Annotated in this window: 12 protein-coding genes; all 12 read left to right on the top strand. The window is 45.5% G+C overall.

The genetic code is table 11. From position 1 onward, the window contains the following. Positions 1-28: 28 nt before the first annotated feature. The 12 genes from LP667_RS07840 (at position 29) to LP667_RS07775 (ending at position 12,833) form a co-directional block, all read left to right on the top strand. Entirely contained in the window at positions 29-613 is a 585-nt protein-coding gene (locus LP667_RS07840; RefSeq protein WP_021731602.1) for an ECF transporter S component, read from the top strand. Between the two features lie 332 nt (positions 614-945). Next, the gene (locus LP667_RS07835; protein WP_021731601.1) at positions 946-1,992 is read left to right on the top strand and encodes a YpbB family protein; all 1,047 of its coding nucleotides are present in this window, start codon (positions 946-948) and stop codon (positions 1,990-1,992) included. Continuing rightward, on the top strand, positions 1,979-3,418 hold the full coding sequence (locus LP667_RS07830; protein ID WP_021731600.1) for a RecQ family ATP-dependent DNA helicase: 1,440 nt from the start codon (positions 1,979-1,981) through the stop codon (positions 3,416-3,418). The genes LP667_RS07835 and LP667_RS07830 overlap by 14 nt, the downstream gene beginning before the upstream one ends. Before the next feature lie 61 nt (positions 3,419-3,479). Next, a complete protein-coding gene (locus LP667_RS07825) occupies positions 3,480-4,112 on the top strand; it encodes a LysM peptidoglycan-binding domain-containing protein (protein WP_021731599.1) in 633 nt (210 codons plus the stop codon). A gap of 34 nt (positions 4,113-4,146) precedes the next feature. Beyond that, entirely contained in the window at positions 4,147-4,833 is a 687-nt protein-coding gene (gene cmk, locus LP667_RS07820; protein WP_021731598.1) for a (d)CMP kinase, read from the top strand. Positions 4,834-4,922: 89 nt separating this feature from the next. Next, a complete protein-coding gene (gene rpsA, locus LP667_RS07815) occupies positions 4,923-6,212 on the top strand; it encodes a 30S ribosomal protein S1 (RefSeq protein ID WP_021731597.1) in 1,290 nt (429 codons plus the stop codon). Between the two features lie 135 nt (positions 6,213-6,347). Then, positions 6,348-7,658, top strand: a complete 1,311-nt coding sequence (gene der / locus LP667_RS07810; RefSeq protein ID WP_021731596.1) for a ribosome biogenesis GTPase Der — start codon at positions 6,348-6,350, stop codon at positions 7,656-7,658. 250 nt (positions 7,659-7,908) lie between these two features. Beyond that, entirely contained in the window at positions 7,909-8,184 is a 276-nt protein-coding gene (locus LP667_RS07800) for an HU family DNA-binding protein (RefSeq protein ID WP_003640587.1), read from the top strand. Between the two features lie 216 nt (positions 8,185-8,400). After that, positions 8,401-9,669 (top strand): tetratricopeptide repeat protein, encoded by a 1,269-nt coding sequence (locus LP667_RS07795; protein WP_033609467.1) that lies wholly within the window; start codon positions 8,401-8,403, stop codon positions 9,667-9,669. 64 nt (positions 9,670-9,733) lie between these two features. Beyond that, positions 9,734-10,531: a Cof-type HAD-IIB family hydrolase gene (locus LP667_RS07790; protein ID WP_021731594.1), complete on the top strand. Its 798-nt coding sequence runs from the start codon at positions 9,734-9,736 to the stop codon at positions 10,529-10,531. Between the two features lie 296 nt (positions 10,532-10,827). After that, positions 10,828-11,613 (top strand): 4-hydroxy-tetrahydrodipicolinate reductase, encoded by a 786-nt coding sequence (gene dapB / locus LP667_RS07780; protein ID WP_021731592.1) that lies wholly within the window; start codon positions 10,828-10,830, stop codon positions 11,611-11,613. Further along, positions 11,610-12,833, top strand: a complete 1,224-nt coding sequence (locus LP667_RS07775; RefSeq protein WP_021731591.1) for a CCA tRNA nucleotidyltransferase — start codon at positions 11,610-11,612, stop codon at positions 12,831-12,833. The genes dapB and LP667_RS07775 overlap by 4 nt, the downstream gene beginning before the upstream one ends. Positions 12,834-12,883 lie beyond the last annotated feature (50 nt).

Here is a 12,883-nt window from a genome sequence, read left to right as displayed (position 1 = left end):
TTGAAGATGACCCATAGGAGGGTGCGTTATGCAACATACAACGTTACACCGACTAGTGGGCATAGCCTTACTCGGTGCCATTGCGTATATTTTAATGTTAGTGGAGTTTCCGATTTTACCGATTGCGCCATGGATGAAGATTGATTTTTCGGATATTCCGATTCTAATTGGTCTGTTTCTTTTTGGTGTGGGGGGTGCGTTCGTCATCACCATTATCAAGTTGCTGCTTCATTCAGCGATGATGGGGTTTGCCATCTATGATTTAATCGGTTCCCTAGCTAGTTTTCTGGGAACGGCAGTGCTGATCTTAGCCTTTGCGCTAGTGCTGCGTTATTATCGTGGTAATCCTAAGTGGCGAATGCCCGTGGCAATTGCGGTGGCGACAATTGGTCTAGTGGTCATTGAATCGTTAGCCAACTTGACGTTCGTCTTGCCATTCTACTTGCAGGTGATGGGGATGAAGCTCAGCATGTCGTTGAATACGGTTGTGCTAGTGGCTGTGATTCCGTTCAATCTAATCAAGGGACTGTTAGTCGGTAACGTCTTCTGGCTGGTCTATCAACGGCTAGCTAAATGGTTAGGCAACCATAATCAACTTATGAGCCGAATTTAATCAAAATAATTGGGGTGGTCACTAATTGCGTAACTGCAAGGTGACTGCCTTTTTTATTGGTCGCCATCGTGATATTCTTAAATACGCGTAGTGTTGATCAATCATGGGCCCAGCCTTTATCGCAACTAGTTTTTAAATGCGTACTTGGTAATGGCTGATACAGGATGCATTGAAAGGTTTTTTATCTTACTAGAAATGCTTGGAAGCTAGTGACTGAGCGGCTTAATTTATCCTTTGCTAGTAGCTATTAGCTGGGCATCCATGACTTTGAAAAATATCCGGTGATCGTTTAAATAAAAGTATCAACAAAATACTTGGAGGGAGGACTCACCGTGTTTACAGACTACGTTCTATTGTTATTCAGTCCGACACCGCGACGGGCAAAGGGGTTGTTCAATGTGTTGCGTGGTCGCCGCACGGTCTCAACACTTTTTGCCGGGTTGACAGCAGGGTGTTTAGAACTACTTGACAGCTGGCACGGTGTCCCCTTAGAAGACTTCATGGCAGCGACTGCTGTCCTAGAAGAAAATGGGCAATTAGTCAGTACGGCAACGGGATGTTGGCAATTAACGCCGGCTGGTGAGCAGCGCCAAGCAAAATTGCGACAAACGTTATACTTACCTCAAGCTTTCCAGGCGTTTCAAACGACGGACGTTCGTCGCTTTATGGCTATTAGTCAGCTAGCACTGCAAGTAGTTTCTGAATTAGTTCATCATGATCGTCATTACTATCCGGTGACGACTGATCCGGGCATCCAAGCACAGGTCAAGCGCTGGTTACGACAACAACCGAAGTCGGAGCTTGGTGGCCAAGTTCATGCAGCGCTGACGGCTTTCTTAACGAGCCTGTCGGTACCAGATTTGCCGACAGTGTTTGTCCAAGGCTTAACGGGTTATCAAGAACCAGGCCTTACTAATGAACAATTAGCCGAACAATTAGGCCGTCAGCCGCTCGAAACCGGCTTGATGCGGACGGATGCTATTTGTCAATGGATCAATTGGCTGCAACAACATCAAACAACCGATCCATTGTGGAATCTATTGGCACCTTTAAAGCAATCTAGCGCGATCAGTAAAAGTGCCTGGCAGACGTATCAAGCTTTTGTCAAGACTAACCAACTGGCAACAATTGCACAGACGAGGCGCTTGAAATTAAGTACGGTTCGGGAGCACTTGCTAGAAGTTGCAATCTGGTTACCCCAGTTTCCGTTTGAGTCGGTGCTAAGTAGCACTTTGATGCAGCAGTTGACCACTATTTTTGTCAATCGCCCCGATATTGCGAACTGGTCGTTTCAAGATGCACAAGTTGCAATGCCTACCTTAGATTTTTTTGAGTTCCGGCTATTTCAAATTATGAGGTGTCACCATGTCAGAGGATGAGTTATATCAGTTATTAAAAACAAAGTATGGCTTTAACGAATTTCGGCCTGGTCAATTAACGGTTATCCAGAAATTGTTAGCGGGCCAAGATGTTTTGGCCGTATTGTCAACGGGGACTGGCAAATCGCTGATTTATCAACTAGTCGGGGCTGCGTTGCCGGGACTTGTTGTGGTAGTGTCACCACTTATCTCGTTGATGCAAGATCAGGTGGCCCGTTTGAACTATCAGGGCGAAAAACAAGTCGCGGCCCTAACATCACAGTTAGACTATGGTGCTCGTCAGCGGTTACTGAATCATTTGGCACAAATAAAATTCTTATTTGTTTCACCAGAAATGTTAGGTCAAGATGTGATTCAAGCAGCACTGATGCAAGTGCCATTAGCACTGTTAGTCATCGATGAGGCGCACTGCATTTCAACTTGGGGCCCGGATTTTCGCCCGGATTATCGACGTCTCGGCCACATTCGCCAGCAATTAGGCTCACCGCGAACACTAATGTTAACCGCAACGGCAACACGGCAAGTCCGGCAAGATATTGTGACACAACTAGCTGTTCCTAGCGCGCAGCAAGTCTTATATTCGGTTAACCGTCCTAATATTTATTTGGCGGTTGAACAAGTTAACGATGAAGCTAGCAAACGGGCTACCTTACAACATTTAGTGACGAGCACTCGCGGGCCAGCAATCGTCTATTTTACTTCCAAACGGCAAACTGACTTAATTGCTGAATGGTTGCGGACAACGACAACCTTACGAGTGGCTGCTTATCATGCGGGCTTAGCGGCTGATGACCGCTTTAAAATCCAACAGCAATTCATGGCGGGGCAATTGGATGTTATCTGTGCAACGTCGGCGTTTGGGATGGGGATTAATAAAGCGGATATTCGCTTAGTGATTCACTATCATTTGCCAACGACTTTAGCTGATTATGTTCAGGAGATTGGTCGCGCGGGCCGGGATGGTCACCAGGCGATGGCCATCATGCTCTATGCACCAGGGGATGAGAATCTTGTGCGTAATCTGAACGAATTGACGGCTGCCACGCCTAACGAGATCCAGCAAGATTATGCACGTTATCAAGCGAAACAACCCCCGGTCGATGACCGTAGTACGGTCTTGCAATCGTACTGGCAGCAGGGGGCGACACCAGCGATGGTTGCAACGATTTTTGCTGATCGGCAAGTTGCGAAGGAACGTGAACTGCGGGCTTTGATGGTCTATGTGCAAACAACAACTTGTCATCGAGCTGTGATGTTAGCTTATTTTGATGAGTCCGCAGTTCCACATACGGCACAATGTTGTCAACTTGCTGGTGAACCACTGCCACTGACCGCATTAGGGTTGACGGCGGTCAGAGCAGTTACGACGACACCAACAATATCGTGGGAGCAACGCTTAGCTCAATTGTTTTTACTAAATTCTTAAAGAAATCAATTCAGGGTTATGTTACAATATTGATTGAAAGTTTTTTGAGGAGGAACACCCTATGAGTCAAAAAAATGAGAATGACAAATCCCAAGCGGATAAGCCGTGGGACAAAACTTTTGAAGACGATCGGGATGACTCGGGCAACTTATCGCGAACTCAAAAACGAAAACAAGACAGTAGCAACTCAACATTAACGACCGTTTTAGTGGTCTTGATTTTGTTGCTTGCTTTGGCGCCAATTGGCTATTTTTTGGTGAAAAAGAATTCGCTTAATAATCCGCAACAGACCGAACAAGTTGCTAGTTCGAGCTCGAAAAAGTCATCGGCCAGTGTTGCTGACAGCAAGTCTTCGGTTGCTGCTAGCAAGAAAAAAGCGGCCGCATCGTCGAAAAAAGCTGCTGCCAAGAGCAGTAGCTTGGCATTGGCTAGCTCTAAAGCAGCCAGTTCCAAGGCGGCTAGTTCAGCCGCTGCTAGTTCAAAAGCAAGTGCGAGTACTGAAGACAGTAGCAGTACTAGCAGCAGTAGCTCCTCAGAATCATCTTCAAGCGCCAAGTACGTCACGGTAGAAGCCGGTCAAGGGGTCTACCGGGTCGCTACGAATGCTGGAATTTCAGTGGATAAATTGTTAGAGCTAAATGGTTTATCATCTGGGGCAACGATTTCAGCTGGTCAACGGTTACGTGTCCGTTAATACACGATTTTTGCAGATTGTGAGGGGTTAGTTAATGGCTAAGCAAGCATTACAGGTGGCCATCGATGGTCCGGCTTCAGCTGGCAAGAGTACCGTAGCCAAACTAGTTGCAAAACGGTTTGGCTATATTTATGTTGATACGGGTGCGATGTACCGAGCAGTGACGTATTGGGCGATGCAACAACACGTTGATCTGGCGGATGAAGCAGCCGTCGTTACAGCGATGCAAACGCTCAAGATTAGTTTCAAGCCTGGAGAACCAGATCAACTCGTCTTTGCTAACCAGGAAGACATCACGGCGGCAATTCGTCAACCAGACGTTACGAATAACGTCTCAACGATTGCAGCATTACCGCAAGTACGCACGATTTTAACGGATCAACAGCGTGAAATGGCAACTGCCGGTGGGATTGTGATGGACGGTCGTGATATTGGTACCACGGTGCTACCCAAGGCCGAAGTTAAGATCTTTTTAGTAGCTTCGGCGGCGGAACGTGCTAAGCGCCGGTACGCCGAAAATATCAAGAAGGGCATCGACACACCCTTAGCTCAGTTACAGGCTGAGATTGAATTACGTGATCATAAAGATTCAACGCGTAAAGTGTCACCATTAACACAGGCAACAGACGCCACGCTCGTTGATACGACGCCAATGTCAATTGACGAAGTTGTGGCCGCCATTGCGGAAATTATTACAAAAAAACAAAGTTCAACAATCTAATTGTATTAACTTAATGCTTTTAGCTAGCTTTTCATTGCGTTTTCAGCTATGATATAGGTTAGAGTTATTGTTGACAGGAGGAAATTTGCATGAGTGAAAACGAAAACAGCCAAGAGAAAAATGAACTTTTAGACGCTTTAAATAGCGTTGAAGAAGTAAACGTCGGTGACGTTGTTAAGGGTGAAGTCTTAGCAATCGACGACGACAAACAAGTAATTGTTGGTATCCAAGGTACCGGTGTTGAAGGGGTCGTTCCTTTGAAGGAACTCTCAACACAACGGGTTGACGATGTCAACGAAGCCGCTAAAGTCGGTGATGTGTTAGACTTGGTTGTCATTTCTCGGATTGGCAGCGACAAGGAAAACGGCAGTTATTTACTGTCACATCGTCGGTTAGAAGCTCGCAAAGTTTGGGACGATGTTGAAAAAGAATACGAAGCAGGTCATACGATTAAAGCTCCGGTAACGCAAGTTGTTAAGGGCGGGTTAGTCGTTGACGCTGGTGTTCGTGGCTTCATCCCTGCCTCAATGATTGATGATCATTATGTTGAAGACTTAAACGCCTACAAAGGCCAAGAACTTGAACTTAAGATTATTGAAATCGAACCTAGCGAAAACCGTTTGATCTTATCACATCGTGCCGTTGTTGAAAAACAACGCGAAGCACAACGTGAAGAAGCTTTGAAGACCTTGCAAGCTGGTGATGTCGTTGAAGGTAAAGTTGCTCGTTTGACGAACTTCGGTGCCTTTGTTGACCTCGGTGGTATTGATGGTTTGGTTCACGTTTCAGAAATTTCATACGACCGGGTTGAGAAGCCTGCTGATGTATTGAAGGTCGGTCAAGAAGTTACGGTGAAGATTTTATCCGTTGATGCTGACCGCGAACGTGTTTCATTATCAATCAAAGCTACTTTACCAGAACCTTGGGATGGTATTGAAGAAAAAGCCCCACAAGGTGCCGTACTTGATGGTAAAGTTAAGCGTTTGACGAGCTTTGGTGCCTTTGTGGAAGTCTTCCCTGGTGTCGAAGGGTTAGTTCATATTTCACAAATCTCACACCAACACATTGCAACACCAAACGATGTCTTAAAAGTTGGTCAAGAAATCAAAGTCAAAGTCTTGGATGTTCGTCCAGACGAAAAGCGGTTAGCTTTATCAATTAAAGCTTTGGAAGAAAAGCCACAAACTGCTGACGATGATAACGAAAGTCAACCAGAACGTCGGAGCAATAACAACCGTCGTCGTAACAACAACCGGGATAACCGGACTGCTAGCGAACGTTCAACGGCTAATGCTCCTGAAGAATCAACTGGTTTCACTTTAGGTGATTTGATCGGTGACGAATTGAAGAATGCTGAAAGCAACAATGATGAAAACTAATCATTGATTGATTAAAAATACCCTTCAAGCTTGCCTTGAAGGATATTTTTTTAGGAACAGATTAGTTGGTGTTACCAATTAATTTGAGACTCGTAGCAGGAACCTGACGCTACGAGGGCAAAGGAGGAATTAAACATGGCAAAACCAGTTGTCGCCATTGTTGGGCGACCAAACGTTGGTAAATCCACAATTTTCAATCGGATTGCTGGTGATCGAATCTCAATCGTTGAAGATACACCGGGGGTCACCCGTGACCGGATTTATGCCAATAGTGAGTGGCTTGGTCAGGAATTTAGTTTAATTGATACCGGGGGGATTGATATTGAAGACGCCCCGTTTATTAAGCAAATTACACAGCAAGCCGAAGTCGCTATTGATGAAGCCGACGTCATTATCTATTTAGTTAGTATTAAGGAAGGCGTTACTGACGCTGATGAACACGTTGCGCAAATCTTGTACCGGTCGAATAAGCCGGTCGTGTTAGCGGTCAATAAAGTTGATAATCCTGAATTACGCAGTGAGGTCTATGACTTTTACTCACTCGGCTTTGGCGATCCATATCCGCTTTCAGGGGCCCATGGACTGGGACTCGGGGATTTGTTGGACGCGGTCATCAAAAACTTCCCTGAAAAAAGTGGTGACGAGGAACCTGGAACGATCCGCTTTAGTTTGATTGGTCGGCCGAACGTTGGTAAATCATCAATCGTTAATGCCTTGCTAGGTGAAGACCGGGTGATTGTTTCTGACGTGGCTGGGACGACGCGGGATGCGATTGACACCAAGTTTACGGATCAAGACGGCGATCGATTCGTGATGGTCGATACGGCCGGAATTCGTAAAAAGGGAAAAGTCTACGAAAATACTGAACGTTATAGTGTGATGCGGGCCCTTAAAGCGATCGATAATAGTGACGTGGCGCTCTTCGTTATTAACGGTGAAGAAGGCATTCGCGAGCAGGACAAGCGGGTAGCTGGCTATGCTCACGAAGCCGGTAAGGGCATTATCATCGTGGTCAATAAGTGGGATCTTGTTAAGAAAGATAATCATACTATGCAAGAGTTCGAAGCTTATATTCGCGATCAGTTTGTTTACTTGAGTTATGCGCCCATTATCTTTGTTTCAGCCAAAACGAACCAGCGATTGGAACAACTACCGGCGCTGATCAAGAAGGTCAATACGAACCATATGCGGCGGATTCAATCCTCAGTCTTGAATGATGTGATCATGGATGCCATCGCCATGAATCCAACACCTAGTGATAATGGTAAGCGGCTACGGGTCTATTATGCGACGCAAGTGGCCATTCAGCCGCCGACCTTCGTGGTCTTCGTTAATGATCCTGATATGATGCACTTTTCATACGAACGGTTCTTAGAGAACCAGATTCGGAACGCGTTTGATTTTACCGGAACGCCGATCCATATGATCGAACGCCGACGTAAGTAAGCAAAAGCGCGTAAAATCGGCATTTTAGCACAATTCCAGATTGATGTAAACGATTATCATCTTTTTGCGCATTTTTCGTCAAAAAGGCTAAAAAAGCTTGCTATTACGGCATTCCTATGCTATCTTTGATGAAGAAATGATGCTTGTTATCGTTTCTCTCATTTTTGGACCACTCAAAAATGATCATCTGGATCAACGATGTTAAAAAGCACGGCGATCCTTCACTCTGTAACGGGGAGGTGAATCAAACATGGCAAACAAAGCTGAATTAGTTAACAACGTTGCTGCGGCAACTAACTTAACGAAGAAAGACGCAACTGCTGCAGTTGACGCAGTCTTTGCATCAATCCAAGACACTCTTGCAAAGGGTGAAAAAGTTCAACTGATCGGATTTGGTAACTTTGAAGTACGTGAACGTGCTGCTCGTAAGGGCCGTAACCCACAAACTGGTGACGAAATCCAAATTCCTGCAAGCAAAGTACCTGCATTTAAGCCAGGGAAAGCTTTAAAGGACGCAGTTAAATAATGCATATCAGTTAATGAAATGCAAACATGAAAGTCAGTATAGCGACCGTTATACTGGCTTTTTTGCTGTCGTCTGCGGTATGATAGACTGTCAGGTCAAGCGACGGAACAACCGGTGCCGTGATTCGTAAAGAAAGCGGTAAGCGGTCCGTTAAATAAATAATGTAACCGCAAAGTCTGAATGAAGTGGTACTTGGTGGTTTAAAGGATGGGTGTAATGAGTTATTCAGAAAAAATGCTCGCGGCACTATCAAACGGGCAAATTGATACGGCCAAAAAACACTTTGCGTGGGCCTTACGTAAAGATGATGATGAGACACTGTATAGTTTGGCTGAGGAGTTATACGGTCTCGGCTTTTTGAAGCAGGCAGAGCGGGTCTATAAGAAGTTATTGGCAAAGTATCCGGATGAAGATGACTTGCGAACAAGCCTCGCGGATATTGCGATTGATGAAGATGACACGGATTTGGCGCTAAACTACTTACAACAAGTCCAACCAGATTCACCGGCCTATGTCCAAGCGTTACTTGTTGAAGCAGATTTATATCAGACGCAGGAATTATTTGAAGTTAGTGAACAAAAGCTGAAAGAAGCCTATCAATTGGCACCAGATGAACCAATTGTTGAGTTTGCGCTAGCTGAGTTTTATTTCTTGATTCGCAACTATGGTCAAGCGACGCGCTTCTACTTGGATTTGATCAAGCAAGGGCAAGTAGAGCTTTCTAAGGTTAATTTAGTTGAACGACTAGGCGTTGCTTACGCGGAGTCGGGACGCTTCGAACAAGCAGTAGGCTATTTAGAACAGATCAAGCCAGCTAAATTAACACCGGACAGTCAGTTTGAATTAGGGTTCACTTACTTGCAATTGAAGGAACCACAAAAAGCAGTTGATATTTTTAATAAGTTGCGGGAACAAGATGACCAGTATGCTTCCTTATATCCATACTTGGCTCAGGCACAAGAGCAATTGCACCAGCTAGATCAGGCGTTATTGACGCTTCAAGAAGGGTTAGCCGTTGATCAGTACAATGAACAATTGTACTTGCAAACGGCGCGCTTGGCCTTGAAATTAGACGATCAGGAGCTAGCTGAAAAATATTTGCGTGAAGGGTTGAGTATCGATCCTGATAATCTAACCACTGTGCTGGAGCTTTCCAATTTGTTAGTACAGCGGGAACGTTATCAAGATAATATTGAATTGTTGGATCAGTATCTACGGAGCGATGAGTTTGACCCGCAGTTTTATTGGAACTTAGCCATCTCTAACGATCGATTGGATCACTTCCAGGCCGCAAAAGATAATTATGAGGCAGCGTACCCGTTCTTTGAGCATAATAAGGATTTCCTTAAACCGGCGATTTACTTCTTCCGGGAAGCGGGTTTGACTGATGATACAGTTGCTGCGCTGCGCAATTACCTGATGATTGAACCCGATGATGGTGAGATGGTGGCAATGCTAGAAGATTACGAAGATCAGGGTTACTAGTTGAAAACACTTTCATCTTTGGTAGAATAAACTTAGAGTAAATCTAAGTAAGGAGCCTATCATTGTGAAAGTAGCGATTATTGCCACCGATTTAGACGGAACCTTTTTAAGAGATGATCATCAGTTTGATCATGGCCGATTTCAGGCCCAGTTAGACCAGATGAATGCACAAGGCCAGCACTTTGTTGTGGCTAGCGGCAATCAGTTACAACACTGTATTGACGTTTTTGAGGGCATCAGGGGCGAACTGACGTATGTCGCCGAGAATGGCGGTCTCGTCATTGATAATCACGGTAACGTCTTGGCTGAAAGCTTGATTGAGCCGACGTTGTATCAGGAATTATTAACCTATGTGGCAAACGAACCCGCGTTAGCTGGTGCGGAAATCTCCATTTCAGGAAAACAGGCCGCTTACATTCGGCCACAAGATGATAGTCCGATTATGCGCTATTATTTGAGCCGGTTGCAGGTGGTACCATCATTATCAACGATTGATGACCATATCTATAAGGCCACTTTTAGTTGGCAGGATACGGATGCCAATGCGCATGCGGATCTGATCAACCAGCAATTTGCCGGCCGCTTGCGAGCGACAGTCAGCGGGGGGAATGGCTTAGATGTCATTCCACCCCACGTCAATAAGGCCTCTGGACTAGCCTACTTGCAGTCGCATTGGCAAGTGACCGCTAGCCAAACAGCGGCTTTTGGTGATAATGGCAACGATTTAGAAATGTTGCGTGAAGCTGATTATAGTTATGCGATGCAAAATGCGATTATGCCAGTCAAGCAGATGGCAACGTACCTCACACCTTATGATAATAATCATGATGGCGTGTTGGCTGCAATTGAAACGTTGATCTGATAGTGATAGCGGTCTGAGACCTGCTTGATTGCTGGTTGCATCTTATTTAGAAAAGTGTTGGACTTAGCGTTATTATCGCTTTGAGTCCAACACTTTTTGGCAATTAAACGACTATTAATCACGGCTGTGGCGGTAACATAGACATCAGCCACGACGCTTTCTAAGCGAATTGTGACCGGAAGTCGAAGCTTGTCTGAAATCAGTGAGGATTCTCCTGCCTAATTTGGCGATTGTCTGCTAAAATATAAGGTAACACGCATTGTGCTAATTAGCTTAATCTTGAGGAGGAATTTATTGTGGTAAAAGTAATTGTTGCCGGCTACAAAGGTCGGATGGGTAGCACGGCTGCTCAAATGGTTATTGATAATCCTGATTTTGAATTGGTGGGTGTTTACGATGCTCGCAGTAGTGAACAGAATTTGAACGAGGATGATCGGTTCAAGGATCAAGACGTTCCAGCCTTTCATGATTTAGACCAAATTAAGACGGATGCCACGGTATGGATTGACTTTACCATTCCAACGGCTGTTTATGAAAATGCTAAGTTTGCACTTAACCATGGCATCTCACCCGTCATTGGGACAACCGGGATGACCGATGAACAAGTTGCTGATTTGCAAGCATTAGCTAAGGACAAGCAAGTTGGTGGGTTAATTGCGCCTAATTTCGGTATCAGTGCTGTTTTGCTCATGCAATTTGCGCAACAAGCAGCTAAGTACTTCCCTGACGTTGAAATTATCGAAATGCATCATGACGATAAAATCGATTCGCCAAGTGGGACCGCCATTAGTACGGCTAAGAAGATTGCTGAAGTGCGGCAGCCTAAACAACAAGGCAATCCTGACGCAACTGAAACCTTACCAGGGGCACGTGGTGCTGAATATGAAGGCATGCGGATCCACGCTGTGCGGTTACCTGGGTTAGTGGCGCACGAAGAAGTCATGTTTGGTGGCCCTGGTGAAGGCCTAACGATTCGCCAAGACTCATTTGACCGGATCTCATTTATGACTGGGGTAAAAGTGGCGGTTGAAAAAGTGAACCAGTATCATGAACTCTTCGTTGGTTTGGAGCATTTACTATGATCTTGACGCAGTTACCAGCTGAGTTTCAAGCAGCCAAGCCGATTCTTGATACGATTGAGGCGGCGGGCTATGAAGCGTACTTTGTTGGTGGGTGTGTTCGCGATACGATCTTGGGTAAACCATTGCACGATGTGGACATTGCCACCAGTGCGTTTCCAGCTGAAGTCAAACAATTATTCAAACGAACGGTTGATACAGGTATCGAGCACGGTACGGTGATGATCTTAGACCACGGTAATGGCTACGAAACGACGACGTTTCGAACTGAGTCTGGCTACCAAGATTTTCGGCGGCCTGATCAGGTAACGTTCGTGCGGTCGTTGCAAGATGATCTTAAACGTCGTGATTTTACGATCAACGCCTTAGCAATGACGGCTAATGGTAAAGTGATCGATTTATTCGATGGCTTAGCAGATTTAGAGCAAGGGGTCTTGCGTGCCGTCGGGATAGCCGAGGCGCGTTTCCATGAAGATGCGTTGCGGATGATGCGGGCGGTTCGGTTTGCGAGCCAGTTAGGCTTTACTATTGAACCACAGACTGAACAAGCGATTGCCGATAATGCGACTTTACTGACGAAGATTGCCGTAGAACGGACGCGAGTCGAGTGGGAAAAATTATTGATGGGCCAACACCCAATCGCTGGCTTGACGGGCCTGTTGACCACTGGGTTATATCGTTATATGCCAGCAATGGCTGATCAAGAAGGACTGTTACGTCAATTAATGGCCTTACCGACTTGGCATTTGACGAGTATTGAGAGTACTTGGACCTTGCTCAGTTGGACGATGCGATTGACGGATGAAGCTGCAGTTCGGCATTTGTTAAAGATGTGGAGGACCAGTAATGAGTTGATTAGTCACGTTACGACAGCTGTTAAGGCCGTAGCCGCGTTAAAACGTGCGGGTCGGCTAACTGCTCAAGAGAACTTTTACACGGGCTTAGACGCGCTGACAACAGCTAATCAGGTGGCAACCATTCTAGGCTTTGGCCAGGATCAGACGGAATTGGCACGGGCCTATGCTGATTTACCGATTCACGATAAGCATGAACTGGCAATTAATGGTGGCGACTTAGTGAAAGCGAAGTTAGTGACGCCCGGACCGATGATGGGACAAATCTTAACGGCTTGTCTACAGGCCGTGATTACCAAACAAGTTGCCAATCAACAGGATGATTTGCTTGATTTTGCAGGGATGGTAGCGGATTCAAAAAACCATTGATATTTTCTATGAATCTGTTACGATAAAGGTGAAACTAATTCAATGAGGTG

Origin of the sequence: Lactiplantibacillus paraplantarum (assembly GCF_003641145.1) — a bacterium.
In the GTDB taxonomy this organism is placed as follows: domain Bacteria; phylum Bacillota; class Bacilli; order Lactobacillales; family Lactobacillaceae; genus Lactiplantibacillus; species Lactiplantibacillus paraplantarum.
This window is presented reverse-complemented; position numbering and strand designations above follow the sequence as displayed.

Bases quoted from the DNA above. Each gene is read 5' to 3' on its own strand.
- LP667_RS07840 (WP_021731602.1), top strand. From the start codon at position 29: ATGCAACATACAACGTTACACCGACTAGTGGGCATAGCCTTACTCGGT.
- LP667_RS07830 (WP_021731600.1), top strand. From the start codon at position 1,979: ATGTCAGAGGATGAGTTATATCAGTTATTAAAAACAAAGTATGGCTTT.
- LP667_RS07825 (WP_021731599.1), top strand. From the start codon at position 3,480: ATGAGTCAAAAAAATGAGAATGACAAATCCCAAGCGGATAAGCCGTGG.
- cmk (WP_021731598.1), top strand. From the start codon at position 4,147: ATGGCTAAGCAAGCATTACAGGTGGCCATCGATGGTCCGGCTTCAGCT.
- rpsA (WP_021731597.1), top strand. From the start codon at position 4,923: ATGAGTGAAAACGAAAACAGCCAAGAGAAAAATGAACTTTTAGACGCT.
- der (WP_021731596.1), top strand. From the start codon at position 6,348: ATGGCAAAACCAGTTGTCGCCATTGTTGGGCGACCAAACGTTGGTAAA.
- LP667_RS07800 (WP_003640587.1), top strand. From the start codon at position 7,909: ATGGCAAACAAAGCTGAATTAGTTAACAACGTTGCTGCGGCAACTAAC.
- LP667_RS07795 (WP_033609467.1), top strand. From the start codon at position 8,401: ATGAGTTATTCAGAAAAAATGCTCGCGGCACTATCAAACGGGCAAATT.
- LP667_RS07775 (WP_021731591.1), top strand. From the start codon at position 11,610: ATGATCTTGACGCAGTTACCAGCTGAGTTTCAAGCAGCCAAGCCGATT.